Annotated in this window: 20 protein-coding genes; 4 read left to right on the top strand and 16 right to left on the bottom strand. The window is 63.1% G+C overall.

Annotation, left to right across the window (positions count from 1 at the left end; genetic code table 11):
- Positions 1 to 95 precede the first annotated feature (95 nt).
- The 3 genes from IGW03_RS10315 to IGW03_RS10305 are packed head-to-tail and all read right to left on the bottom strand — an operon-like array spanning position 96 to position 2,110.
- Positions 96 to 881, bottom strand: a complete 786-nt coding sequence (locus IGW03_RS10315) for a metallophosphoesterase (RefSeq protein ID WP_194722468.1) — start codon at positions 879 to 881, stop codon at positions 96 to 98.
- 30 nt (positions 882 to 911) lie between these two features.
- Complete coding sequence (locus tag IGW03_RS10310) at positions 912 to 1,451, bottom strand: isochorismatase family protein (protein WP_194722467.1); 540 nt, start codon at positions 1,449 to 1,451, stop codon at positions 912 to 914.
- Positions 1,448 to 2,110, bottom strand: coding sequence for a TetR/AcrR family transcriptional regulator (locus tag IGW03_RS10305; protein ID WP_194722466.1), 663 nt, complete (start codon positions 2,108 to 2,110; stop codon positions 1,448 to 1,450). The genes IGW03_RS10310 and IGW03_RS10305 overlap by 4 nt, the downstream gene beginning before the upstream one ends.
- A 141-nt stretch (positions 2,111 to 2,251) precedes the next feature.
- Here IGW03_RS10305 and IGW03_RS10300 point away from each other — a divergent pair, with 141 nt between their 5' ends.
- Positions 2,252 to 3,805: a 4-hydroxyphenylacetate 3-hydroxylase family protein gene (locus tag IGW03_RS10300; RefSeq protein WP_194722465.1), complete on the top strand. Its 1,554-nt coding sequence runs from the start codon at positions 2,252 to 2,254 to the stop codon at positions 3,803 to 3,805.
- 239 nt (positions 3,806 to 4,044) lie between these two features.
- Here IGW03_RS10300 and speD read toward each other — a convergent pair whose 3' ends face one another.
- Genes speD through IGW03_RS10275 form a run of 5 tightly spaced genes read right to left on the bottom strand, consistent with a single transcriptional unit; the run spans position 4,045 to position 7,509 of the window.
- Complete coding sequence (speD, locus tag IGW03_RS10295) at positions 4,045 to 4,407, bottom strand: adenosylmethionine decarboxylase (RefSeq protein WP_194722464.1); 363 nt, start codon at positions 4,405 to 4,407, stop codon at positions 4,045 to 4,047.
- On the bottom strand, positions 4,404 to 4,571 hold the full coding sequence (locus IGW03_RS10290; RefSeq protein ID WP_194722463.1) for a hypothetical protein: 168 nt from the start codon (positions 4,569 to 4,571) through the stop codon (positions 4,404 to 4,406). Before IGW03_RS10290 ends, speD begins: the two co-directional genes overlap by 4 nt.
- Positions 4,568 to 6,016 (bottom strand): DUF4178 domain-containing protein, encoded by a 1,449-nt coding sequence (locus tag IGW03_RS10285; RefSeq protein ID WP_194722462.1) that lies wholly within the window; start codon positions 6,014 to 6,016, stop codon positions 4,568 to 4,570. Before IGW03_RS10285 ends, IGW03_RS10290 begins: the two co-directional genes overlap by 4 nt.
- 10 nt (positions 6,017 to 6,026) lie before the next feature.
- On the bottom strand, positions 6,027 to 7,082 hold the full coding sequence (locus IGW03_RS10280) for an SPFH domain-containing protein (protein WP_194722461.1): 1,056 nt from the start codon (positions 7,080 to 7,082) through the stop codon (positions 6,027 to 6,029).
- 40 nt (positions 7,083 to 7,122) lie between these two features.
- Positions 7,123 to 7,509 carry a DUF350 domain-containing protein gene (locus IGW03_RS10275; RefSeq protein ID WP_194722460.1) on the bottom strand — a complete coding sequence of 129 codons (387 nt, stop codon included), beginning with the start codon at positions 7,507 to 7,509 and terminating at the stop codon, positions 7,123 to 7,125.
- A gap of 10 nt (positions 7,510 to 7,519) precedes the next feature.
- Here IGW03_RS10275 and IGW03_RS10270 point away from each other — a divergent pair, with 10 nt between their 5' ends.
- Both IGW03_RS10270 and IGW03_RS10265 read left to right on the top strand, forming a co-directional pair.
- Complete coding sequence (locus IGW03_RS10270) at positions 7,520 to 9,127, top strand: polyamine aminopropyltransferase (protein ID WP_438943633.1); 1,608 nt, start codon at positions 7,520 to 7,522, stop codon at positions 9,125 to 9,127.
- On the top strand, positions 9,127 to 10,737 hold the full coding sequence (locus IGW03_RS10265) for an FAD-dependent oxidoreductase (RefSeq protein WP_194722458.1): 1,611 nt from the start codon (positions 9,127 to 9,129) through the stop codon (positions 10,735 to 10,737). The genes IGW03_RS10270 and IGW03_RS10265 overlap by 1 nt, the downstream gene beginning before the upstream one ends.
- Here IGW03_RS10265 and IGW03_RS10260 read toward each other — a convergent pair whose 3' ends face one another.
- The 7 genes from IGW03_RS10260 to IGW03_RS10230 all read right to left on the bottom strand — a co-directional run bounded on the left by IGW03_RS10260 (position 10,738) and on the right by IGW03_RS10230 (position 20,329).
- Positions 10,738 to 10,893 carry a hypothetical protein gene (locus IGW03_RS10260; RefSeq protein WP_194722457.1) on the bottom strand — a complete coding sequence of 52 codons (156 nt, stop codon included), beginning with the start codon at positions 10,891 to 10,893 and terminating at the stop codon, positions 10,738 to 10,740.
- A 3-nt stretch (positions 10,894 to 10,896) separates the two neighbouring features.
- Positions 10,897 to 12,105, bottom strand: a complete 1,209-nt coding sequence (locus IGW03_RS10255; RefSeq protein ID WP_194722456.1) for an RtcB family protein — start codon at positions 12,103 to 12,105, stop codon at positions 10,897 to 10,899.
- A 524-nt stretch (positions 12,106 to 12,629) separates the two neighbouring features.
- Positions 12,630 to 13,016 (bottom strand): DUF4148 domain-containing protein, encoded by a 387-nt coding sequence (locus IGW03_RS10250; RefSeq protein ID WP_194722455.1) that lies wholly within the window; start codon positions 13,014 to 13,016, stop codon positions 12,630 to 12,632.
- Positions 13,017 to 13,265: 249 nt separating this feature from the next.
- On the bottom strand, positions 13,266 to 14,753 hold the full coding sequence (locus tag IGW03_RS10245) for an efflux transporter outer membrane subunit (RefSeq protein ID WP_228535311.1): 1,488 nt from the start codon (positions 14,751 to 14,753) through the stop codon (positions 13,266 to 13,268).
- On the bottom strand, positions 14,754 to 17,927 hold the full coding sequence (locus IGW03_RS10240; protein ID WP_194722454.1) for an efflux RND transporter permease subunit: 3,174 nt from the start codon (positions 17,925 to 17,927) through the stop codon (positions 14,754 to 14,756).
- Between the two features lie 199 nt (positions 17,928 to 18,126).
- Positions 18,127 to 19,359: an efflux RND transporter periplasmic adaptor subunit gene (locus tag IGW03_RS10235; protein WP_194722453.1), complete on the bottom strand. Its 1,233-nt coding sequence runs from the start codon at positions 19,357 to 19,359 to the stop codon at positions 18,127 to 18,129.
- A 112-nt stretch (positions 19,360 to 19,471) separates the two neighbouring features.
- Positions 19,472 to 20,329 carry an alpha/beta hydrolase gene (locus IGW03_RS10230; RefSeq protein ID WP_194722452.1) on the bottom strand — a complete coding sequence of 286 codons (858 nt, stop codon included), beginning with the start codon at positions 20,327 to 20,329 and terminating at the stop codon, positions 19,472 to 19,474.
- A gap of 214 nt (positions 20,330 to 20,543) precedes the next feature.
- Between IGW03_RS10230 and IGW03_RS10225 the strand changes: the two genes are divergently transcribed.
- On the top strand, positions 20,544 to 21,575 hold the full coding sequence (locus tag IGW03_RS10225) for a LysR family transcriptional regulator (RefSeq protein ID WP_194722451.1): 1,032 nt from the start codon (positions 20,544 to 20,546) through the stop codon (positions 21,573 to 21,575).
- 12 nt (positions 21,576 to 21,587) lie between these two features.
- Here IGW03_RS10225 and IGW03_RS10220 read toward each other — a convergent pair whose 3' ends face one another.
- Positions 21,588 to 22,433, bottom strand: a complete 846-nt coding sequence (locus IGW03_RS10220; protein WP_228535309.1) for a Crp/Fnr family transcriptional regulator — start codon at positions 22,431 to 22,433, stop codon at positions 21,588 to 21,590.
- Positions 22,434 to 22,648: the final 215 nt, after the last annotated feature.

The following is a 22,648-nucleotide window of genomic DNA, read 5'->3' as shown; positions in this document are numbered from 1 at the left end:
GCTTGCAAGCCGGGTCGGCTACGGCAGCGCAAACCGGTGGTTTGCAAAACCCTGCCTTCGCCCCGCTTGCGGGAGAAGGGAGCCAAACACCTCCCTCAAACCTCCACCACCAGCCGCGCATCAAACCTCGGATTCTCCCACTCAACCATCCCGATCTCCGTCGCCGCCCGCCGATTCAGCGCATACCCGCGCGGATTCGCAATCACCCGCGTGCCCGCCAGCTCGTAATCGAAGCTGTCATGCACATGCCCGTGTATCCACAATTTCGCCTTCCCCATCAGCGGTGACAGGTCACTAACGAAAGCCGCATTGAGCGGCGAACCCGCAAATCGCGGATGCACCGAATTCGGATGCGGGCTGTGATGGGTCACCACCACGGTAGGTCCGTCGAAGGGCTCCTCGAGCCTCGCCGCCAGCCAGTCGCGAGAAGCTTCATGCATGCTTAATGCATCCGCCGTGCTGAACAAGCCTTCGTCGGTGCGGATCAGGCGATGGTCGTACAAAATCTTTTCCGCCTCGGCCATCGCCGCTTCCTGCCCCAGTTCGCTGAACCGGTAATCCGTCCACAGGCAGCAGCCGAGAAAGCGCACGCCGCCGATCACGCAGACATCGCCCTCCAGGTAATGCACTCCGCTGCCCACTGAAGCACTGCGCAGGCGGGCAATCAGCTCCGGATAATGCTCATGGTAGGTCTCATGATTGCCATTCACATAAATAACCGGCACCGGCCAGTCGGCAAAAGCCTCGATCGCCGCCGCGCCGTGATGGATGTCGCCGGCGATCACCAGCACATCGGCATCGGCCGGCTCCACTGCGCGGTAGCCGGGAAATTGCTCCTGCAGCAGGTCGAGATGCAGGTCGGAAGCGATCTGTATTTTCATGAAGGAAAAATGTAGCGAAGAAGGAAGAGTTTATTTCACCAGCCGCAGCATGTCCTTGAACCTCGGATGCGCAGCGCTGCGCATCCATTCGAACATGACCATTTCGGTGGTGAGCAGTTCGGCGCCGGCCGACTTGGCCCGCTCCATCGCGACCTGCCGGTTGAACGGCACGCGCGAGCCGATGGCATCGGCGACGAGGCGCACATGACGGCCCCGCCCCAGCAGGCCGAGCACCGTCTGCAGCACGCAGACATGCGCTTCGCAGCCGGCGACGATCAGCTCGCCGCGCTGATCGGCAAGGGCATCCAGGAAAGCTTGTTCCGCGCAGGCATCGAAATCCATCTTGGCAAACACCTTTTCGCACTGCGCATGCACTTCGGCCACGTTCGGGCCGAGCCCTTCCGGATTCTGCGCGGTGCCGATCACGGGAATGCCGAGCAGCTTCGCCGTCTGCGAAAGGCGCAGCGCATTCCTTACCACCGTATCGCCCTCATGGATGGCCGGCATCAGGCGCTCCTGCAGATCGATGATGATCAGCGTCGAGCGGGAGGCGTCGCAGAGTCCGTTCATGTCTTCACCTGCTGGATGAGTTTTTTTACATAGGCGGAAAACAGTGCGCGTCCGTCCTGGCCGAACATGCGGATGCGCCCGGTGTGGGTCAGCAGCAGCAAGCCGACGCAGTGCCCGAACAGGGAAGTAGTCTCCTGCAGCGCCGCCTTTTTCGTGAAGCCGAGCGTGACCAGGTTTTCCTCGATGCCGTCGAGCGACTCGCGCAGGCGCCGGTTCAACTGCTCATTGAGTTCAGGCGTCAGGCCCAGCGGCTTCATGCCCTGGAACAGGTAGAAGCCGAGATCGAGTTCGCGCGGGTTGTCGAGATAGAAATCATGGAAAGCCATCGCCTGCCGTTCGATGCGCTGGGCGGGACCGCCCTTGGGGCCGTCGCCGGCATGAACCGCCTCATGGAGACGCTCGAGAGACTGCGACAGCAGGTCGCCGTAGATGTCTTCCTTGCTGGCGTAATGGTTGTACAGCGCGCTGGCGGTATAGCCGGCTTCGGATGCGATGGCGCGCATGTTGGCACCGAGCAAGCCGTCGCGTTCGAAAACCCGCCGCGCGGCATCAAGGATCATCTGGCGCTTCATGTCCTTGACGGCGCGAAGGCGTACCAGGCGCGGTTCGTCGGCCTCGGGCGGCAAGTCCTGGTTTTGCTCGGATGATGATTTTTTCATGAGGCAAATTTAGCACATCGCTCGGCTTCATTTAACGGCTTGACTGAAAAATGAACATTGTTCATATTTGTGGCAAAGTGTTAGCGAACGTGCCGCATCGGCGCGCTGCGGCCATAACGCACATAACGTGAGGAGACCAACATGCTGATGTCATCTGCGCAGTACCGTGAATCCCTGAGACAATACAAGCCGACCATCTACCTCGACGGCCGGCGCGTCGAATCGGTGGCCGACGAACCGGCCTTCGCGCCCGGCATCAATGCGCTGGGCGTAACCTACGACTATGCGCTCAAGGAAGAATACGCACCGCTGATGCTGGCCACCCAGCACAGCAGCGGCAAGCAGGTCAACCGCATGCTGCACATCGATACCAGCAGCGGCGACCTGCTCAACAAGCTGGAGGCGGTGCGCCTGCTGTGCCAGGAAACCGGCTGCGCGCAGCGCTATCTCGCGCACGATGCCTTCAATGCCATCTATCAGGTCACGCACCGCATCGATGCCGACAAGGGTACGCAGTACGCGCAGAATTTTCTGAATTACCTGCATGACGCGCAGGAGCGCGACCTCTCCGTCGGCATTGCCATGACCGACGCCAAGGGCGACCGCAGTCGGCGGCCGCACCAGCAGGCCAATCCGGATTCCTACGTGCATATTGTCGAGCGCAATGCCGGCGGCATCGTCATTTCCGGCACCAAGGCGATCGTCACCGGCGCGCCCTACATGCATGAATTCCTCGTCATGCCCTGCCGCAACATGACGCAGGAAGATGCCGACTTCGCCGTCTGCTGCGCGGTGCCCGGCGATGCGCCCGGTCTCACCATGGTGGCGCGTCCCGCCGGCCGGCCGGGGGAAAAATCGGCGCTGTTTTCCAACAAGTTCGGCCAGTCGACCGCGGTGCTGATCTTCGACCGGGTATTCGTGCCTTGGGAGCGGGTGTTCTACGCAGGGGAATGGGAGCACTCCGGCTACATGACCTACAACTATGCGACGCATCACCGCCATAGCTGCATCGGCGCGCGCGCCGGCTTCGGCGACCTGCTGATCGGCGCCGGCGCGCTGATGTGCGAAGCCAACGGCTTCGATCCCGGCAAGGAAACCCACCTGCGCGAACAGATGGTGGAACTGATCAAGATCACCGAAGGCTTCTACGCCTGCGGCGTCGCCGCTTCGGTGTATGCGGCGCAGGATGCGCAGGCCAAAACCTTCGTGCCGGATGCGGTGTTTTCCAACATCGGCAAGCTGCTGCTGGCCACGCAGATCTACGACATGCACCGCATCGCGCATTATGTGTCGGGCGGGTTGATTGTCACGCTGCCGGGGCCGGACGAGGACCACAACCCGGAAACCGCGGCCAGTCTGGCCGACGTGCTGCGCGCCAATCCTGATGTGCCGTATGACAAGCGCATCCAGGCAGCGCGTTTCATCGAGGACCTGACGGCGTCGTATCAGGGCGGGTGGTACTCGGTGATCAGCCTGCACGGCGGCGGCTCGCCTGCGGCGATGAAGCAGGAGATCTACCGCAATTACCCGATCGGCAACAAGGTGGAACTGGTGGAGCGGCTGATGGAGCGCGGTATTGTCGAGGATCCGCGGCGGCCGATTACCGCGAACAGGCAGCCGGGCAAGTGCTGTTCGACGGGGTGTACGGTGCCGGGATCGCCGGTGATGGTGGATCTGCCGCAGTCGAGGAAGTGAGGGGGTGCTCGTCGGAGATAGCACTCGTCTTCGATTTCTTCCCTTTAAAGGAATAATCATCATCGATCGCCCGCAAAGGCCCTGAATTTCCCTCCCCTTCAAGGGCGGCCGGCGAGGTGGAGGGCTAGGGCGGGGATGGGTTTCGTGTGCGTGAGTTGAACCCATCCCCACCCCGACCCTCCACCTCGCCGGCCGCCCTTGAAGGGGAGGGAGTGAGGCGAAGGCGCATCAACCAATCCTCAACCCTCCTTCCCCCTTGCAATATGCCTTACCGACGTCGATGCCGGCGCAAGCGCCTCGATAATCAAATCCAGCGCCTGCTGCGGCCGCGCGTCGCCGCACATGAACACATCGGCGGCGGCAAAGCCAAGCTCCGGCCAGGTATGCACCGAGATGTGCGACTCGGCCAGCAGCACCACGCCGGTCACGCCCTGGCCGGCGCCGAAGGCGTGGAAATGGCTGTAGATGATGGCGGCTCCCGCAGCTATTGCGCTGCGCTTGAGCAAGCCTTCCATCGCCATCGGATCGGCCAGCATGTCGCCGGAAATGCCATGCAGATCGGCGATCAGGTGCATGCCCGAAGGCTGGTGAGGCGTATTCATTTATGTCCTCCTCCGCTGCTGCCCCAGGAACCCGAACTGGAGCTCCAGCTGCTGCCGGACTGGCTGCTTGACCATGAGGTATTCGACGACATCAGCTTGCTCCAGCTGATGAGGGTGGAGACCAGTGAAATCACCAGCGCATAGACGACGAACTTCGCGTTCATGAAGCCTCGCGGTCCATGAGGCTGAGAATCCATGCCGGGATGTAGATCGCCGCGGCGGCAAAGGCGAGCACCCGCCAGGTCGTGCCGAAGGAAAACAGCAGCGGCACGAAGTTGAAGATCAGCAGGCCATACACAAAGTATTTGGCGATCTTCAGGATGGACGTCTTCGGCGGCAGCTTCGCCGCCTTCACCGTCGTGCCGAACCAGGCGCGGATCTGGTCGGGCGGCAGCGGCGCCGACAGCGACCAGGTCAGTTCATGTTCCGTCAGCTCGGCGGCCAGGCGGTTGCTGCCGTTCTTGAATTCCGCCACCTGGACCTTGTCGCCGGCCTTGACCAGCCAGTTGAAGGCGCCGGCGGCGAACACGACTTCCGCCGTATAGTCGTAGAGCTTGCTGAAGTTCTGCGCACCCAGCTTTGCATTGCCGCCGCCGCTCCACTGCGGCCAGTCGTCCAGCACCTTGGTGCGGAACCAGCCTTCGTCGGTCTCGATCAGCCAGGTGAAGCCGCCGCGCGGGTGGTACATCAGGTATTCGGTCCAGACCGTGCCTTCATCGTCGCGGCGTTTCATCACGCCGATGATTTCATGCGCGGCATTGCCGATCTTCGCCTGTGCGCCGAGCTCCAGCGTGGTCTCCGCCTTCGCCATGCGGTGGCCGGCATCCAGCACCACCGCAATGCGGGCGCTGGTGTCGACCTGGGCGCGGCAGCTGGGGCAGATGATTTCACGGGTCACGCCCGGCACGAAGCGCACGCTGCTGCCGCAGGACGGGCAATTCAGCGGTTCTACCTTGGAGCGGATTTTGCCGGCGGAATCGCGCACCGTGTCGTCGTCGCGCAGCAGCTGGCACTTCAGCTGGTCGAGCTCGACGGCTTCGCCGGCATAGATTTTCGGGCGTTCGGATTCGGAGTAGTCGAGCGTCAGGAAACGCTTGCCGCCGCGGAAGTCGGCCACCCGCGCCTGCCAGCCGCGCCCGACCCGGAACGGCAGTTCGCCCTGTCCGCCGATGCAGTCGGCGACGCGGATGTCGGCGGCAAAAAATTGCTGGCCGAGCAGGACATGGGATTGCGCCGGACGAAGATCCTCGAAGGACGGCAGCGCTTCGCCGCCGTCCTTCTCGAAAGTGAAGGTGTATTGGCCGGACGCTTCCGACAGCCAGGCCGTCCTGCCGTCATCGCAGAGTACATGCCATTCGTTCCAGAGTCCGCCTTCATAGCGCAGCTGGATGCGGCCGATGACGGTGAAGCCGGTGCCGGAATAGGTGCCGGACGTGCCGATCTGCAGCGGCGAATAATCTTCCAGTACATCCGACATGCGGCCCATGTCCCTGACCGCGTCGGCATCCTTGAGCACGGTGGTCTTGCAGTACTCGCAGACCGCCATCACCGAAGCATGCGACTTGAAGACGACCGGCGCGCCGCAGCTCGGGCAGGAAACGTTTTGCATCAGGCCAGCCTTAACCGATCAGCTTTTGCAGCACCTTGGCTTTCGCATCGTCGTAGTCGGCCTGGGAGATCAGGCCCTTGTCGAGCAAGGCTTTCAGTTTTTCGAGACGCGCTTCGGGCGAGTCGGCTGCCGGCTGCGCGGCGGGAGCCGGAGCAGGTGCCGTCGGTGCTGCGGGCGCAGTAGGTGAAGCCGGCGCGCCGCCCAGACCTTGCGCCATCACTTGCCCGACCGCCATCCCGGCCGACAGCCCCGCACCCAGTCCGGCCAGCCCGCCTTCGTTCTGCGCGGCCAGTGGAATGGCTTCCGCGGTCTGGAAGCGGGTATAGCCTTCCAGCTTGGCAGCGCCCAGGCTGCCTTTCATGCCGGCGCCGATGCGCGCGTCCAGCGCCTGCTGCAATTCATCCGGCAGGCTGATGCTGCCGACGTTGAATTCATCGAGCCCCAGGCCGTAGCGGGCGAACGCGGTTGCCAGGTCGCCCTTGACCTGCTGCGCCATCAGCGCCTGGTTGGCCGCCATGTCGAGGAAGGGAATGTTGGAAGCGCCTAGCGAGGTCGCCATGGTGGAGAGCATGATGCCCTGCAGCTGGGCTTCGACATCGTCGCGGGTATAGGCTTCACGCGTGCCGCTGAGCTCGGTGAAGAACAGCTTGGGGTCGGCGACGCGGTAGGAAAACATGCCGAAGGCGCGGATGCGCACCGCGTCGAAGTCCTTGTCGCGGATCGTGATCGGCTGCGGCGTGCCCCACTTGCGGCCGGTCTGGATGCGGGTGCTGAAGAAGTAGACATCCGCCTTGAAGGGCGATTCGAACAGCTTGTCCCAGTTGCGCAGGTAGGTCAGCACCGGCAGGGTGCGGGTGTTGAGCGTGTAGTTGCCGGGACCGAAGACGTCTGCGATCTGGCCCTCGTTGACGAAGACCGCCACCTGCGATTCGCGCACGGTGAGCGCCGCGCCGTTCTGGATCTCGAATCCCTCCATCGGAAAGCGCCAGGCCAGCACGCCTTCGGTTTCTTCATTCCATTGCAGGACATCGATGAATTGCTTCTTGACGAAAGAGAAAAGGCCCATGATTGGCTTCCTTGGCAATGAATCACACGATCACGGCGGATCAGGAAATGCAGGCGGCGTTGATGGCGCCGACCGACAGCGAAATCGCCCCCAGCATGCCGCCGAAAGCGATGTTGCCCGCCTCGATATGCTCCCTCGAGATGCGCATCAGCTTGGTGGTGACGATGTAGGCCAAGAGCTGCACCAGCAGCGCGGCGACCGCCCAGGCGGCGAATTGCATCACGTTGTTGGTATGCAGTATGCAGGAGGCGACCGTGAGAGAAAAGCCCAGCATCGCGCCGCCAAGCGACAATGCCGCAGCGCAATTGCCCTGGCGGATCAGCAGCACTTCATCGAAGGGCGTGACGCGGGTATAGACCACGAAGAAAAAAACAAGCAGGATGCCGGCAACCAGCAGATAAATGAGATAGTTGGCGAAGGCGAGCAAGGTATTCTCTCTGGGTAAGAAATCGGCTTGCCAATATACTAATCCAAATCATGACCGTGTCCAGAGTTTTCCCGTCCGCAGAAATTCCGGCAGCCCGCCAGCGCCCATGACCAAGCATATCCTGATCCTTTCCGTTTTCATCGTCGCCTCTTGCGGCCTGGCTTACGAACTGATCGCGGGCGCGCTGTCGAGCTACCTGCTGGGCGATTCCATCTTTCAGTTCTCCACCATCATCGGCTGCTACCTGTTCGCCATGGGCGTGGGCGCGCATGTCTCGAAGTATGTGAAGGACGAAGATGTGCTGGGCCGCTTCATCGACATCGAGCTCGCGGTCGGCCTGATCGGCGGCATGTCGGCCGCGCTGCTGTTCCTGACCTTTTCCTGGATGGGCGCTCCTTTCCGCACGATGCTGTACGTGCTGGTGTTCATGATCGGCGCCTTCGTCGGCACCGAAGTGCCGCTGGTGATGCGGGCCCTGAATGCGCGCCAGACCAGCTTCAGCGAACTGGTCAGCAGGGTGCTGACCTTCGACTACCTCGGCGCGCTCGCGGTGTCGGTGCTGTTCCCGCTGGTGCTGGCGCCGCAGCTCGGGCTGGTGCGCACCGGTTTCCTGTTCGGCATGTTCAATGTCGGCGTCGCGCTGTGGACCATCCATGCGTTTCGCCGTGAACTGGCCAATGCCGGATCGCGCGTGCTGCGCGCCAGCGCGGTGATGTTCGCGCTGGTCTGCGGCTTCGCCGCATCCGACCAGCTGGTCTACTGGGGCGAGCACAGCATCGTGGGCGACAACATAGTCTATTCCACCTCGACGCCTTACCAGCGCATCCTGATCACGAAGTGGAAGGACGACCTGCGGCTTTACATCAACGGCAACCTCCAATTCTCCAGCCGCGACGAATACCGCTATCACGAGGCGCTGGTGCATCCGGCGCTGCAGACCTTGCCCTGGGCGCGCTCGGTGGTGATACTCGGCGGCGGCGATGGCCTGGCTTTGCGCGAAGTGCTGCGTTATCCGAACATCAGGCAGGTCACGCTGGTCGACCTCGATCCGGCAATGACCAGGGCCTTCAGCCAGCGCGAGGAACTGGTGCGCCTGAACCAGGGCTCGCTGAGCGATCCGCGCGTCACCGTCATCAATACCGATGCCGCACTCTGGCTGCAGCAGACCGACCAGGTCTTCGATGCCGCCATCATCGACCTGCCCGATCCGTCGAGTTTCGCGCTCGGCAAGCTGTATTCGGTGCCGATCTACAGCATCCTGAAAAAGCGCGTCTCCGCCAACGGCCTGGTCGCGGTGCAGTCGACCTCGCCCTACTTCGCGCCGCATGCCTTCTGGACCATCGACGCCACCCTGCGCGAAGCCGGCTTCAAGACCTCGCCCTACCACCTGTACGTGCCTTCGTTCGGCGAATGGGGCTTCATCATGGCGTCGCCGCAGGCGCCTTACACGCCGCCCGCGCAGTATGCGCTGCCGATGCGCTATCTCAACGGCGACACCACGCGCGAAATGTTCAGCTTCCCGCCCGACATGAAAAAGCTCGACATGCCGCCCAACCGGCTCAACACCCAGTCGCTGGTGCATGAATTCGAAAGCGACTGGCGCAGGGTGATCCGCTGATGCTGCGCAGGTCGTTTCTTCTCGGCGCGGGCGCGGCCCTTGCGCTGGGTTCGGCGGCCGCCTTCCGGCGCTGGCAGGAAATCACGCCCGTCATCCACGCGCCCGGCCGGATGGAAGGCCACTTCCTGCGCGATCTGAAGACCCTGCCGGGACCTTCCCATGAAGTGAAGACCGACGTCGCCATTCTCGGCTCCGGCGTGGCTGGTCTCACGGCCGCATGGAAGCTGAACCGGGAAGGCCACAGGAATTTTCTCGTCATCGACGGACCGCAAGCCTACGGCAATGCGGCGGGCGGCAGCTACGGCGATCTGGCCTATCCGACCGGCGCGCATTACCTGCCGCTGCCCACGGCCGAGTCCATGCATGTGCGCGAACTGCTGCATGACCTCGGCATCCTGCTGCGCAATCCCTCGTCTGCGCATCCTTACTATGACGAGCGCTTCCTGCTGCATGGACCGCATGAACGCGTTTTATTCGAGGGGAAGTGGCACGAAGGCGTGCTGCCGAAAGAGGGCTTGCCGACGTGGGAGCTGCAGGAGCATGAACGCTTTGCCGCACTCACGGCGAAGCTGCGGCAGGAGCGTGGAGCCGACGGCAAGCGATTGTTTGCGCTGCCCAGCACGGCATCGTCGAATGATCCGTCAATGCAGGCGCTTGACCGCATCGGCATGAAGCAATGGCTGCAGCAGAACAATTTCCGCTCGCCGGCGCTGCACTGGTATGTGGACTACGGCTGCCGCGACGATTACGGCATATCCCATGATCAGACTTCGGCCTGGGCTGGCCTGCATTATTTCTGCAGCCGCGGAGGCGGCGCCGAAAACGCGGAAGACGGCACGCTGCTGACCTGGCCCGGAGGGTTGTCGCCTCTGGTTGCGGCCATGGACAAGGCGGCCGGCAGCCGGCGCCGCCCCGGCACGGTGATATCGGTGAAGGAAGTTGCAACGGGCGTGGAAGCGCTCTGCGTGGAATTCGAGGCAGGGCAGGTCCGCAGCTTCGTCGTCAAGGCGCGCAGGGCCATCTGCGCGATGCCTCTGTTCGTTGCCGCAAGGGTCATGCCCTCGCTGCGCGCATTCGGCTTTGATCCGCAGAGCCACATGCCGTCCTACGCGCCGTGGCTGGTGGCCAATTTTCTGATGAGGGAGTTTCCGCAGGAGCGGCCCGAGGCGCCGCTGTCCTGGGACAACGTGGTCTATGGCAGCAAGGGGCTCGGGTATGTGCTGTCGACGCATCAGGACATCCGCGTCACGCCGCCGGGCAAGACGGTGTTCACCGCCTATCATGCGCTGGCTGGGCAGACGCCGCGCGAAGCCAGGGGCTGGCTGGAGAGCGCCGCGCCGGAGGCATTGCTGGAGCTGGCTTCGCAGGATCTGCGCGCCGCCTATGGTCTGCAGTTCTCGCGCTGCGTGGAGCGGGCCGACATCACCTTGCGTGCGCATGCGATGTGTTCGCCGCTGCCCGGATTCCGGTCGAACGCCGGCCTGCATGCCTTGCGCGATGCCGACGGCGCCATTCTGTTCGCGCACGCCGATCTGTCGGGATTTTCTGTATTCGAGGAAGCCGCCTGGTGGGGATGCCAGGCGGCGCTGAAGGTGCTGGGTAAAGGCTGATCAGCCGCGCTCGGAGAGCAGGCGCCGCAGTTCCTGCTTGCCTTCGCGCCGCACCCGGCGCGAAGCCTGGTGCGACCCGTGCGCGCCGGCCTGGCGCAGCTTGGCGGCCGGGACCAGCGGGTTGCGCGGCTTGAGTGTCTTGATGGTCAATTTCATTGCTTATCCTTTCACGCAAATCACCTGACGCAGCGTATGCACCACTTCGACCAGATCGGTCTGGTGGGCCATCACTTCGTCGATGTTCTTGTAGGCGCCCGGGATCTCGTCGATCACGCCGCCATCCTTGCGGCATTCGATGCCGCGGGTCTGCTGCTCCAGGTCGATGCGGCTGAAGCGCCGCTTGGCTTCGGTGCGGCTCATCCTGCGTCCGGCGCCGTGCGAGCAGGAGCAGAACGAATCCGGGTTGCCCTTGCCGCGCACGATGTAGCTGCGCGCGCCCATGCTGCCGGGAATGATGCCGAGTTCGCCTTCCTTTGCCGAAATCGCGCCCTTGCGGGTGATGAACAGGCGCTCGTTGCCATGGGTTTCCCGCGACACATAGTTGTGATGGCAATTGATGGCCTCGCCGTCGAGCTTGAACGGCGGCAGATGCTTTTCCAGCGCGCCGAGCACCAGCCGCATCATTTCGCGCCGGTTGATCATCGCGTAGTCCTGCGCCCAGTCAACGGCTTCCACATAGTCGTCGAACAAGGTCGAGCCTTCGCTGAAGTACGCCAGGTCCTTGTCCGGCAGATGCATCCTGTGGCGCTCCATGTCCTTGCGCGCCGCCGCGATGAAATAGCGGCCGATCACGTTGCCGATGCCGCGCGAACCCGAGTGCAGCATCACCCAGACGCGCTCTTCCTCGTCGATGCACAGTTCGATGAAATGATTGCCGCCGCCCAGCGTGCCGATCTGGCAAATCCAGGTCTGGGCGAATTTCTGCTGCATTTTCATGATGCCGCCGTGCTTTTCGACGATGCGGTCGAGGCGGTCGTTGAGCGGGCGGCCGACGCGCGCATGCTGCGAGCCGCGCACCTTGTTCCATTCGTGCTGATCGAAACCGACCGGCACCGTGGCTTCGATCGCGCTGCGTACGCGGGCCAGGTTATCCGGCAGCTGGCTTGCGGTCAGGGTGGTGCGCACCGCATTCATGCCGCAGCCGATGTCGACGCCCACCGCCGCCGGAATGATGGCCGAACGGGTGGGGATGACGCTGCCGACGGTGGCGCCGATGCCGGCGTGCACGTCGGGCATGGCAGCGACGTGAGGATGAACGATAGGCAATTGGGCGATATTGAGCAGCTGCTGCAGCGCTTCGTGCTCGATATCGTCGGTATAGATATGCACCGGCACATGGCCTTTGTGCAGGGTTTGCTTGATGGGCATGATGGTCCTTCTGTATCCGTATGTCTTCAGTGTCGAACGACAGCCGGCTTCGGCTGATGAAGCCGGAGGCATTTGCAGCGGACCTGTCATGTCCGCAGGAAAGCAAAAACCCCGGCGAGCTTGCTGGCCGGGGTTGTTGATGAAACGACCGGCTCGGGTCGGCGATGTCGCCGCAGCCCCGAGCGATGCGCGGGGCTAACTCTGCAGTTGATGATTAGCCATTCCGGGCATGGTCGGTCCTTTCTTGAAAGAGGGTTAACACAATTCGTCGAGCCGCGATTGTGAGGCAATCGACGCGGCCATGTCAAAAGATTCCGCGCGAACCGGATGGTTCCGTTGTACCGAGGATGCGCTCTAATTCGCCGCATCCGGCCGACGATAAAAAAGCCCGCGGACACGAGGTCGGCGGGCATAAATCCAACTCTTGGAGAGAGTGGAGGAGACGCTTTACATCAAACAATCCTGTTGGCGCGGCCGGATATCGAACCCATCGCCGCGCCGTTCTGCAACAAGACTACGGGCGCTTACTCGCCTGCTGCGGCAGTGCGGCCTTTGGAGGCAGCGAGCGCTTCCTGGCGAACTTCGTCGCGAGTCTTGGTCGAAGCGACATTGGTGAACTCGACGAACTCGGAGGTGCCGTTGTTGGCCATCTGGCCTTCGGCATAGGCTTTTTCGAGTTCGGCGCGGACTTCGGCGCGGGTCTTGCCCGATGCGACCGGAGTGCTCTTGAATTCGACGAATTCGCTGTTGCCTGCGACCTGGCCGTTTGCCTTGGCCTGGTTCATTTCAGCGATCACTTCGGCGCGGGTCTTGGTCGACTTGAAGTTGCTGAAATCCACCCATTCGCTTGCAAAGGCGGAGCTGGCAGCAGCAAAGACAGCAACAGCAGCAATCATTTTCTTGGCATTCATTTTTATTTCTCCACAAATAAGGTTGATGACTCCGGGCTCAATGTCTTTCGAGTCCTTCGAGAGTCGCACTGCGTTGTGTGCTCATCGATGAAGCACAGTCTATCCGTCGCGCGTAAGAAGAAAAACAGCAAATGCCGCAATGCACCATTTCTTAAAACGAAATAATCGCGGGCTGAAACCTCTTCCGTCGCGCGTCTCTCCTTGAAAACCTGCCTGCCCGCCGCGCATGGGGCCGCGGGCAGGTCAATATCACCAGCCGCCGCCCAACGAGCGGATCAGCGCCACCGTGGTCGCTGCCCGCGCGCCGCGCAGCTGCACTGCGTTGCGTTCGACTGCGGCGAGGTTGCGCTGGGCGTCGAGCAGTTCCAGATAGCTGGAGCGGCCCGCGGAATAGAGCTTGCCTGCCAGATCCACCGAACGCCGCGCCGAGGCCACGGCGTCGTCGATAGCCTGCGCCTGGCCGGACAGCGTGCGCAGTCCCACAAGGTTGTCTTCGACTTCGGCGAAGGCGGCCAGCACGCTCTGCCGGTAGCTCGCCACCGATTCTTCCAGCGCGGCTTCGCTGCGGGCGATGTTGGCCCGGTTGCGGCCGCCGTCGATGATCGGCAGCGACAGCAGGGCGCCAACCACCCAGGTGCGGCTGGACCATTTGAACAAATCGGAGAGGTCGGCCGACTCGCCGCCGCCCGCGCCGGTGATGAACAGGGACGGGAACATCGCCGAGCGCGCCACGCCGATGCGGGCATTGGCTGCGATCATTGCCCGCTGCGCGGCGGCGATGTCGGGACGGCGCTCCAGCAGCGCGGATGGCAGGCCGGCCGGAATGCCGGGCGGAGCAAACGACGCCAGCAGCGGATTGCTGTCAGCGGCGAAGCGGGCCGCCGGCTTGCCCAAGAGGACCGCGAGCGCATGTTCGTACTGCGCGCGCTGCCGTTCCACCGCGATTGCTTCCGAGCGCGTGGTCGACAGCTCCGTCTTTGCCAGCGAGAGATCGAGTTCTCCGACGTCGCCGAGGTCGTAGCGGCGCTGCACGATGCGCTGGTTTTCCTCGCGCAGCCGAACGGTTTCGTTGAGGAAGGCCAGTTCCGCATCGGCCGCGCGCAGCAGGAAGTAGGTCTGGGCGACATCGGCCTGCAGCGCCAGCAGCACCGAGCGGTAGCTGGCTTCGCTGGCGGCGGCGTCGGCTTGGGCGGCGCTGATGTTGTTGCCGACGCGGCCGAACAGGTCGACCTCATAGCTTGCCGTCAGCCGTCCCTGCCAGATGTTGACCGGAGCCACCGGGCTTCCCGCCGGCAGGCCGCGCGACACCGCTGAAGCGCGGGTGCGCTGGCCGCCGACTCCGGCGCTGACCGACGGGATGCGGTCGGCTTCGGCGATGCCGGCAATCGCCCGGGCCTGCTTGACCCGGGCTGCAGCCACCGCCAGGCTGGCGTTGGCCGTCGTGGCTTCATCGACCAGCTGGTTCAGCGTCGCATCGTTGAAGGCCTTCCACCATTCGCCGCGCGGCTGCGCCTCTGCCGGCTGGGCCGGTTTCCAGCGGGCGGCATCGGTCTGGGTAGCGGCCGCGTTATCAGTCTTGATGGCATCCGCTTCCTTGAAGCCCGAGGGAATGTCGAGTTCCGGCGCGCGCAGCTGCGGCGCTGCGCAGCCGGCGAGGATCAGCGCCGCCAGCAGCGGCGTCACCAGTTTCGGCAGAAATGTTGGCATCGTCATGATCGTGTTCTTGTTGGTTGTCATTTACACGGCTCCTTCGGTTTGGGCCGGCAGGACAGCCGCCGGCTTTTCGAAGCGCTTGGCGAAGGTGCGCAGCAGCACGTAGAACACCGGCGTCAGGAACAGGCCGAAGAGCGTCACGCCCAGCATGCCGGCGAACACCGCCACGCCCATCGCATGCCGCATTTCCGCGCCGGCGCCGGAGGAGAACACCAGCGGCACCACGCCCATGATGAAGGCGATCGAGGTCATCAGGATCGGGCGCAGACGCAGGCGGCAGGCTTCCAGCGCCGCATCCACCACGCTGCGGCCGTGCATTTCCAGTTCGCGGGCGAACTCGACGATCAGGATCGCGTTCTTCGACGCCAGCCCCACCAGTACGAACAGTGCGATCTGGGTGAAGATGTTGTTGTCGCCGCCGGTCAGCTTCACGCCGAGCAGCGCGCACAGGATCGACATCGGCACGATCAGGATCACCGCCAGCGGCAGCGTCCAGCTTTCATACTGGGCAGCCAGCACCAGGAACACCAGCAGCACGCACAGCGGGAACACGATCACCATGGTGTTGCCGGCCAGAGTTTCCTGATAGGTCAGCTCCGTCCATTCATAAGTAATGCCCTTGGGTAGAACTTCCTTTGCAATCTTTTCCATGGCCGCCTGTGCCTGGCCGCTGGAGATGCCGGGTGCCGGGCCGCCGTTGATGTCGGCCGAGACGTAGGCGTTGTAGCGCTGCACGCGGTCGGGGCCGTAGCTGTCCTTCACCCGCATCAGGGACGACAGCGGGATCATCTCGCCCTTGTTGTTGCGCACCTTCAGCTGCGCGATGTCTTCCGCGTGCGAACGGTAGGGCGCATCCGCCTGCACCTTGACCTGGTAGGTGCGGCCGAACTGGTTGAAGTCGTTCACGTACAGCGAGCCGAGGTTGATCTGCAGCGTCTGGTAGATCGTCGACAGCGGCACGCCGAGCTGCTTGGCCTTGGTGCGGTCGATGTCGGCGAACAATTGCGGCACGTTGATCTGGAAGCTGGAGAACACGCCCGCCAGTTCCGGCGTCTGCCATGCTTTCATCTGCAGCGCCTGCACCGCCTTGTACAGCTCGTCATAGCCGAGGTTGGCGCGGTCTTCGATCATCAGCTTGAAGCCGCCGATGGTGCCCAGGCCGTTGACCGGCGGCGGCGGGAACACCATGATGAAGGCGTCCTCGATGCCGCCCAGCTTGGCGTTGATCTGCTGCGCAATCGCGCCGCCCGACAGCTCCGGCGACTTGCGCTTGTCGAAGGCGTCGAGGCCGATGAAGACGATGCCGGCGTTCGGCGCATTGGTGAAGCCGTTGATCGACAGGCCGGGGAAGGCGATCGAATCCTTGACGCCCGGGATGGTCTGCGCGATATCCGACATGCGGCGGATCACCGCGTCGGTACGCTCGAGCGAGGCGGCGTCGGGCAGCTGCGCGAAGCCGACCAGATACTGCTTGTCCTGGCCGGGCACGAAGCCGCTCGGCACCGACTTGAAGACGAACACGGCGGCAATGCCCAGCACCGCATACACGGCCAGCGCGAGCGCCTTGCGGTTGAGCACGGTTTTCACGCCGCCCTCGTAGCGCTCGGAAGCGCGGCCGAAGACGCGGTTGAACCAGGCAAAGAAGCGGCCGAACACCTTGTCCATGCCGCGCGTGAGCGCATCCTTCGGCGCGTCATGCGGCTTGAGCAGGGTCGCTGCCAATGCCGGCGACAGCGTCAGCGAGTTGAATGCGGAAATCACGGTCGAGATCGCGATCGTCAGCGCGAACTGGCGATAGAACTGCCCCGACAGGCCGGACACGAAGGCGATCGGCACGAACACCGCGCACAGCACCAGCGCGATCGCGATGATCGGCCCGCTCACTTCCTTCATCGCCTGCACCGTCGCATCGCGCGGCGACAGGCCGGCGTGGATGTTGCGCTCGACGTTTTCCACCACCACGATCGCATCGTCGACCACGATACCAATGGCCAGCACCAGGCCGAACAGCGACAGGGTATTGATCGAGAAGCCGAACATCATCAGCACGGCAAAGGTACCGACGATGGATACCGGAACCGCGACCAGCGGAATGATGGAAGCGCGCCAGGTCTGCAGGAACACGATCACCACCAGCACCACCAGCGCAATCGCTTCCAGCAGGGTGTGGATCACCGCATTGATCGACTCGCGCACGAACTGCGTCGGGTCGTACACCACGTTGTATTCGACGCCTTCCGGGAAGTCCTGTTTCAGTTCTTCCATCTTGGCGCGCACGTCGGCCGACAGCTGCAGCGCATTCGACTGCGGCGCCTCGAACACCGCAATCGCGGCGGCGGACTTGTTGTTGAGCAGCGAGCGCAGCGCATAGTCGGTGGAGCCGAGTTCGACGCGCGCCACATCCTTGAGCAGGGTGACGGAACCGTCGGCGCCGGTGCGTACGATGATGTCGCCGAATTCTTCTTCCGACTGCAGACGGCCTTGCGTATTCACGGTGAGCTGGAATTCGGAACCCTTCGACGGCGATGCGCCGATCACGCCGGCCGCGACCTGCACGTTCTGCTCGCGGATGGCGGCGACCACGTCGCTGGCCGTCATGCTGCGCGCCGCGATCTTCTGCGGATCGAGCCAGACGCGCATTGCATAGTCGCCGGCGCCGAACAGCAGCACCTCGCCCATGCCGGGAATGCGCGACAGCTGGTCCTTGATGTTGAGCACCGCGTAGTTGCGCAGGTAGACATCGTCATAGCGGCCGTTGGGCGAAGACAGATGGACCACCATCGTCAGGTTGGGCGAGCTCTTGACGGTGGTCACGCCGATCTGGCGCACCTCTTCCGGCAGGCGCGGCAGCGCGCGCTGCACCCGGTTCTGCACCTGGGTCTCGGCCTGCTCGACGTTGGTGCCGATCTTGAAAGTCACGGTCAGGGCCAACGCGCCGTCGGAGGTGGCCTGCGACGACATGTAGAGCATGTTTTCCACGCCGTTGATCTGCTCTTCGAGCGGCGCGGCGACGGTTTCGGAAATCACTTTCGGATTGGCGCCGGGATACATCGCGCGCACTACCACCGACGGCGGCACCACGTCCGGATATTCGGAAATCGGCAGCTTGAACAGGGCAAGCACCCCGCCCACGAAAACGATGATCGATAGAACGGCCGCAAAGATGGGGCGGTCGATGAAAAATCTTGAGAAGTTCATGAAGGCTCTCGCGTTCAATTAAATTGGGTCGGCTTGCCGCTGCATTTGCAAATGCGTTTGCAAGGGCATTTAAAAGCGCAGGGACAAGCGCCGCTCGCCAGCGTCGTCTACCGGGATCCGGGGTGAACGACGCTGGTCTCCGGCTTGCGCCGGGAGACGGCAATGTAGGTGTTACGGGGTCGGTCTTGCGGCGGACCGGTCAGGACTTCGACGATGCGGAATCGGTCTTGGCTTCCGCTTTCTGATCGGTCTTGTCGCCCTTGCCGGGAGCGCTGTTGCTTGCCTGCGGCGGCGCATCCATCGGCACCATCTGCGCGGTGACCGGCGCGCCGGGTCGTACGCGTTGCAGGCCGTTGACCACGATCTTTTCGCCGGGCTTGAGGCCGTCGCGCACCACGCGCAGGCCGTCGATGACCGGGCCCAGCCTGACCGCGCGGTATTCGGCCTTGCCGTCGGCGTTGATCACATAGACGAACTTGCGGTTCTGGTCGGTGCCGACCGCGCGGTCATTGATCAGCGCCGCCTTTTTCTGGCCGCCGCCATCCGCCAATTGCACGCGTGTGAACAGGCCGGGAGCAAGCGCGTTGTCGGCATTGCTGAAGGTGGCGCGCATGCGCACGCTGCCTGTTGCCGGATCGACGCGGTTGTCGACGAATTCCAGCTTGCCCTCGTGCGGGAAACCTTCTTCATTCGCCAGTCCGATGCGCACCGGCACCGGCTTGCCGTTGCGGGCCTGGGCGCCGACGCGCAGGAAGGTGTCCTCGTCGCCGTCGAAGCTGGCGTAGATCGGGTTGTTCGACACCACCGAAGTCAGGATCACGCTGCCGTCCACCAGGTTGCCGGTGGTGACTTCGGCCTTGCTGACACGGCCGCTGATCGGCGAATGCACCTGGGTGAAGCCGAGATTGAGCTTCGCGGCTTCATAGGCGGCCTGGGCGGCGCGTGCCGTGGCTTCCAGCTCCTTCACGCTGGAGGCTTTCTCGTCGGCTTCGCGCTGGGCGATTGCCTTTTCAGCCACCAGCTTTTCGGCGCGCGCCAGCTCCAGCTTGGCCAGATCGGCCTTGGCGCGGGCGGCCAGCGCCGCGGCTTCGGTGCGGCTGGCTTCGGCCTGGTACGGACGCGGGTCGATGACGAACAGCACCTCGCCTTTCTTGACTTCGGCACCGGGCTTGAAGTTGACCGATGCGATGAAACCCGACACGCGCGGACGGATTTCCACCCGGTCCACGGCTTCCAGCCGCCCCGAAAACTCCTGGGTTTCGACGACCTGTTTTTCGAGGACTTCGGCAGCCGAAATCGGCGGGCCGCCCGCAGGCTTGGGCGCCTCTTGGGCGGATGGCTGTCCGCAACCGGACAGGATGAATGCGGCGGCGCTCAGGGCGAGCGCCGCAGGCAGATGGCGCAGTGTGGTCGAGTTGGCAATATTTTTCATGTTCTTGTTCCTTGGACTGACAATGTGGTGATTCGGCAATTCGGCAATTCGGCGACGAGTATCCGGCCTCCCGCAGTGGGAGGGTCAAGCGCTCGATCGATCAAGCTATCTATCAGGAGGCTGGGTCGGGCCGGAGTCCGGCGATGAAGGTTTCCACTTCATGCAGCGCGCTTTCCTTGCGCGCACAGCTACATCGGGCATTCGGATCATCGAGCGCGATCGGCGCAAGCCGGCGCACGGTCGTCGGTACGCCGGCGGCGATCAGCTTGGCGCCGTAATGCTCGGCCTCGTCGCGCAGCGGATCGTCGTCGGCCGACAGGATCAGTGCTGGAGGCAGGTGCTTCATGCGGCTCGACTGCAGCGGCGACGCATACGGATGCACGCGGTCGACCGCATGCGGCAGGTAATCGCGATAGGATGCGGCGCAGGCATTGGCGGCCCGGACGCCGCCGTTTCTTGCGGCAACGGTGCGCATCGAACAGGTGGTCAGGCCGGGGTCAAGCATGGGCATCATCAGGATCTGCGCTGCCAGCGCAGGACCGCCGCGGTCGCGCGCCATCAGGGCCGAGACGGCGGCCAGGTTGCCGCCGGCTTCCAGGCCGGCCACGATCAGGCGGGCGGCGGTCCATCCCTTGCGCTTGCAATAACGGCCGGCCCAGGACAGCACCGCATGCGCATCTTCGGCTGCGGCGGGAAAGGGCTGCTCGGTCGCCAGCGTATAGCTCGATGCCAGAACGGCAAGCCTGGTGCGCGCCGCGAGCACGCGGCAGAACAGTTCGCACATTTCCAGCTCATCGGCGATGAAACCGCCGCCCGGGAAATACACGATGAGCCCTTCGGCGGCAGCCGGCGGCTGGAAGAGCAGCGACGCAAGCTCGCGCTGCGCGCCCTTGACCGGCTGCCGGCGCACTTTTACCTGCGCGGCCAGCGCATCCAGGTCCGGCGGAAGTTCAGCTCGTTGCACACCCATGGTATCGACTCATGCCATTCAATGATCCATCATGGGCCGCACTATAGCGTTGTTCTTCAAACTGGATAAATAGCAGTGCAGCGAATTGACTGTTCGGCTTCCTGAACAATACGTCGTGCTTTTAGCGCTTGCCGAAGATGAGTTACATTGCTGTTTCGGCGGGAGCTACCCAAAAGGCTGTTTCCTGCGTTCATTGGTTTTGAGGGAGATCCCCATGGACAAATTGCAGGCAATGGAAGTCTTTGTGCAGGTCGTCGATGCCGGCGGCTTCACGCGCGCAGCGGAAAACATGCAGCTGCCGAAAGCGACGGTGTCGACGCTGATCCGCAACCTGGAAACCGAGCTTGCGGTCAAGCTGCTCAACCGCACCACGCGGCATGTGAGCGTGACCGCCGACGGCGCCGCCTATTATGAGCGCTGCCTGAGCATTCTGGCGGACGTGCGCGATGCGGAAGAATCCTTGTCCCGCAACCGGGCCAGTCCCAGCGGACGGCTTCGGGTCGACGTGCCTACCGGCATCGGACGCCATGTGATCATTCCTGCCCTGCCGCAATTCTTCGAGCGCTATCCGGAAATCGAGCTGGAAATCGGCTGCGGCGACCGGCTTGTCGATCTGATCGAGGAAGGCATCGACTGCGCGCTGCGCGGCGGCGTGCTGGCCGACTCCAGCCTGATCGCGCGCCGGGTTGGCATGCTGCATTTCGTCACCTGCGCGGCGCCGTCTTATTTGTCCAGGCATGGCCGCCCCCAGCATCCCAATGACCTGATGCAGCACCGCTGCATCAATTATTTTTCGGCGAAGACGGGCAAGATCTACGAGTGGGATTTCGGCCGCGAAGGCGAGCGGATACAGATCCGTGTGCCCGGACGCGTCGCCGTCAACGATGCCGATGCGTATATGGAAGCCAGCCTGTCGGGACTTGGCATTGCGCAGGCTTCCCTGTTTGCGATTCAGCCCATGCTGGCTTCAGGCGAACTGGAACTGGTGCTGGACGACTGGTGCGTCGACCCGGTGCCTCTGCATGTGGTGTACCCGCAGAACAGGCATCTGTCGGCGAAGGTGAGGGTGTTCGTGGAATGGGTCGCCGAGCTGTTTGCAACCTGCGACGGCTTGCAGAACGGCGTGGGGCGCTGCTCGAAGATGCTAGGGAAAATACAGCCGAAGGCTGCGGAGCCGGCCGCGGTGCCCTTGCCCCTGCTGGGGGAAGGGCAACCGCTGGTCCATGGACTGGCCGGCGACGCCTAGCGGCCTGAATGCTTAGGCTGCAGCCATCGGCTGAGTGGTGGCTGCGGCTGCAGCGGCGGCTTCGGCGCGTTTCTTGGCGCTGTCTGCCTTGGCGCGGACGCGGGACGGCGGCAGGCGGCGCAGTGTGCGCAGCGACTGCAGGTCGTGGATCACGATGGCGCGCTGGTCGACCGAGATCATGCCGATCGCGTTGAATGCCGAGAACGTGCGGCTGACAGTCTCGAGCGTCAGGCCGAGATAGTTGCCGATTTCCTGGCGTGTCATGCGCAAGTTGAATTGCGAGCCGGAGTAACCCATTTCGGCGAAGCGCTCGGACAGGAAGACCAGGAAGCGTGCCACGCGGGCTTCGGCGCTGAGCGAACCCAGCGTACCGATCATGCCCTGCTCGCGCACCAGTTCGCGGCTCATCACGCCGTAGATCGCGGCTTCGAGTTCGGCGTGGGTACGGCCCAGGGTGGAGAAGATCTTGAACGGAACCAGGATCACGTCGCAGTTGGTCAGCGCCACGGTTTCGGTCGAGTACTGCTTGCGGTGGATGCCGTCGATGCCGAACATGTCGCCCTTCATCGGGAAGCCCAGCACCTGTTCATTGCCGAGTTCGTCGATCATCACGGTCTTCAGGAAGCCGGAGTTGACGATGTAGAGCATGTCGAACGGCTGGCCGATGGTGTGGATGCGCTGGCCGGCCTTGAACTGCATGTGCTGGAACTGGAAATCGTCGTTGGTGATGCGCGCCGAAATGCGCAGCAAGTCGCACACTTCTTTCAGGCTGGACCACAGTTTCGCCTGACGCTGCCATGCGGCGCCGGACGGGGAAGGTGTTGCCAGGGAGATGCCGTTGGAACGTACGTCGGTCATGTGCGAAGTCAACATTGCTGTACCTTTTTCAAATAATTGGTGGTTATTCTTCGCCGCAATTTGTTTGCGACGTCGCAATCAGTGGTTGAGATTATGTCCATTCAACTGATTCTCGGAAATCAGCGAGAGGATGATTAGCAATGTCGGTACACAAGGCGCCTGTATCAGATTATTCCTACAAACCGGCTAACACTTTGTTACTGCTTGGAATAAAA

It is taken from the genome of Noviherbaspirillum malthae (assembly GCF_015352985.1).
Lineage (GTDB): Bacteria > Pseudomonadota > Gammaproteobacteria > Burkholderiales > Burkholderiaceae_D > Noviherbaspirillum > Noviherbaspirillum malthae.
Note: the sequence above shows the minus strand (reverse complement) of the source record. Positions and strands in the feature narration are given on the sequence as shown.

Bases quoted from the DNA above. Each gene is read 5' to 3' on its own strand.
- IGW03_RS10315 (WP_194722468.1), bottom strand. From the start codon at position 881: ATGAAAATACAGATCGCTTCCGACCTGCATCTCGACCTGCTGCAGGAG.
- IGW03_RS10310 (WP_194722467.1), bottom strand. From the start codon at position 1,451: ATGAACGGACTCTGCGACGCCTCCCGCTCGACGCTGATCATCATCGAT.
- IGW03_RS10305 (WP_194722466.1), bottom strand. From the start codon at position 2,110: ATGAAAAAATCATCATCCGAGCAAAACCAGGACTTGCCGCCCGAGGCC.
- IGW03_RS10300 (WP_194722465.1), top strand. From the start codon at position 2,252: ATGCTGATGTCATCTGCGCAGTACCGTGAATCCCTGAGACAATACAAG.
- speD (WP_194722464.1), bottom strand. From the start codon at position 4,407: ATGAATACGCCTCACCAGCCTTCGGGCATGCACCTGATCGCCGATCTG.
- IGW03_RS10290 (WP_194722463.1), bottom strand. From the start codon at position 4,571: ATGAACGCGAAGTTCGTCGTCTATGCGCTGGTGATTTCACTGGTCTCC.
- IGW03_RS10285 (WP_194722462.1), bottom strand. From the start codon at position 6,016: ATGCAAAACGTTTCCTGCCCGAGCTGCGGCGCGCCGGTCGTCTTCAAG.
- IGW03_RS10280 (WP_194722461.1), bottom strand. From the start codon at position 7,082: ATGGGCCTTTTCTCTTTCGTCAAGAAGCAATTCATCGATGTCCTGCAA.
- IGW03_RS10265 (WP_194722458.1), top strand. From the start codon at position 9,127: ATGCTGCGCAGGTCGTTTCTTCTCGGCGCGGGCGCGGCCCTTGCGCTG.
- IGW03_RS10260 (WP_194722457.1), bottom strand. From the start codon at position 10,893: ATGAAATTGACCATCAAGACACTCAAGCCGCGCAACCCGCTGGTCCCG.
- IGW03_RS10255 (WP_194722456.1), bottom strand. From the start codon at position 12,105: ATGCCCATCAAGCAAACCCTGCACAAAGGCCATGTGCCGGTGCATATC.
- IGW03_RS10250 (WP_194722455.1), bottom strand. From the start codon at position 13,016: ATGAATGCCAAGAAAATGATTGCTGCTGTTGCTGTCTTTGCTGCTGCC.
- IGW03_RS10245 (WP_228535311.1), bottom strand. From the start codon at position 14,753: ATGACAACCAACAAGAACACGATCATGACGATGCCAACATTTCTGCCG.
- IGW03_RS10240 (WP_194722454.1), bottom strand. From the start codon at position 17,927: ATGAACTTCTCAAGATTTTTCATCGACCGCCCCATCTTTGCGGCCGTT.
- IGW03_RS10235 (WP_194722453.1), bottom strand. From the start codon at position 19,359: ATGAAAAATATTGCCAACTCGACCACACTGCGCCATCTGCCTGCGGCG.
- IGW03_RS10230 (WP_194722452.1), bottom strand. From the start codon at position 20,329: ATGGGTGTGCAACGAGCTGAACTTCCGCCGGACCTGGATGCGCTGGCC.
- IGW03_RS10225 (WP_194722451.1), top strand. From the start codon at position 20,544: ATGGACAAATTGCAGGCAATGGAAGTCTTTGTGCAGGTCGTCGATGCC.
- IGW03_RS10220 (WP_228535309.1), bottom strand. From the start codon at position 22,433: ATGACCGACGTACGTTCCAACGGCATCTCCCTGGCAACACCTTCCCCG.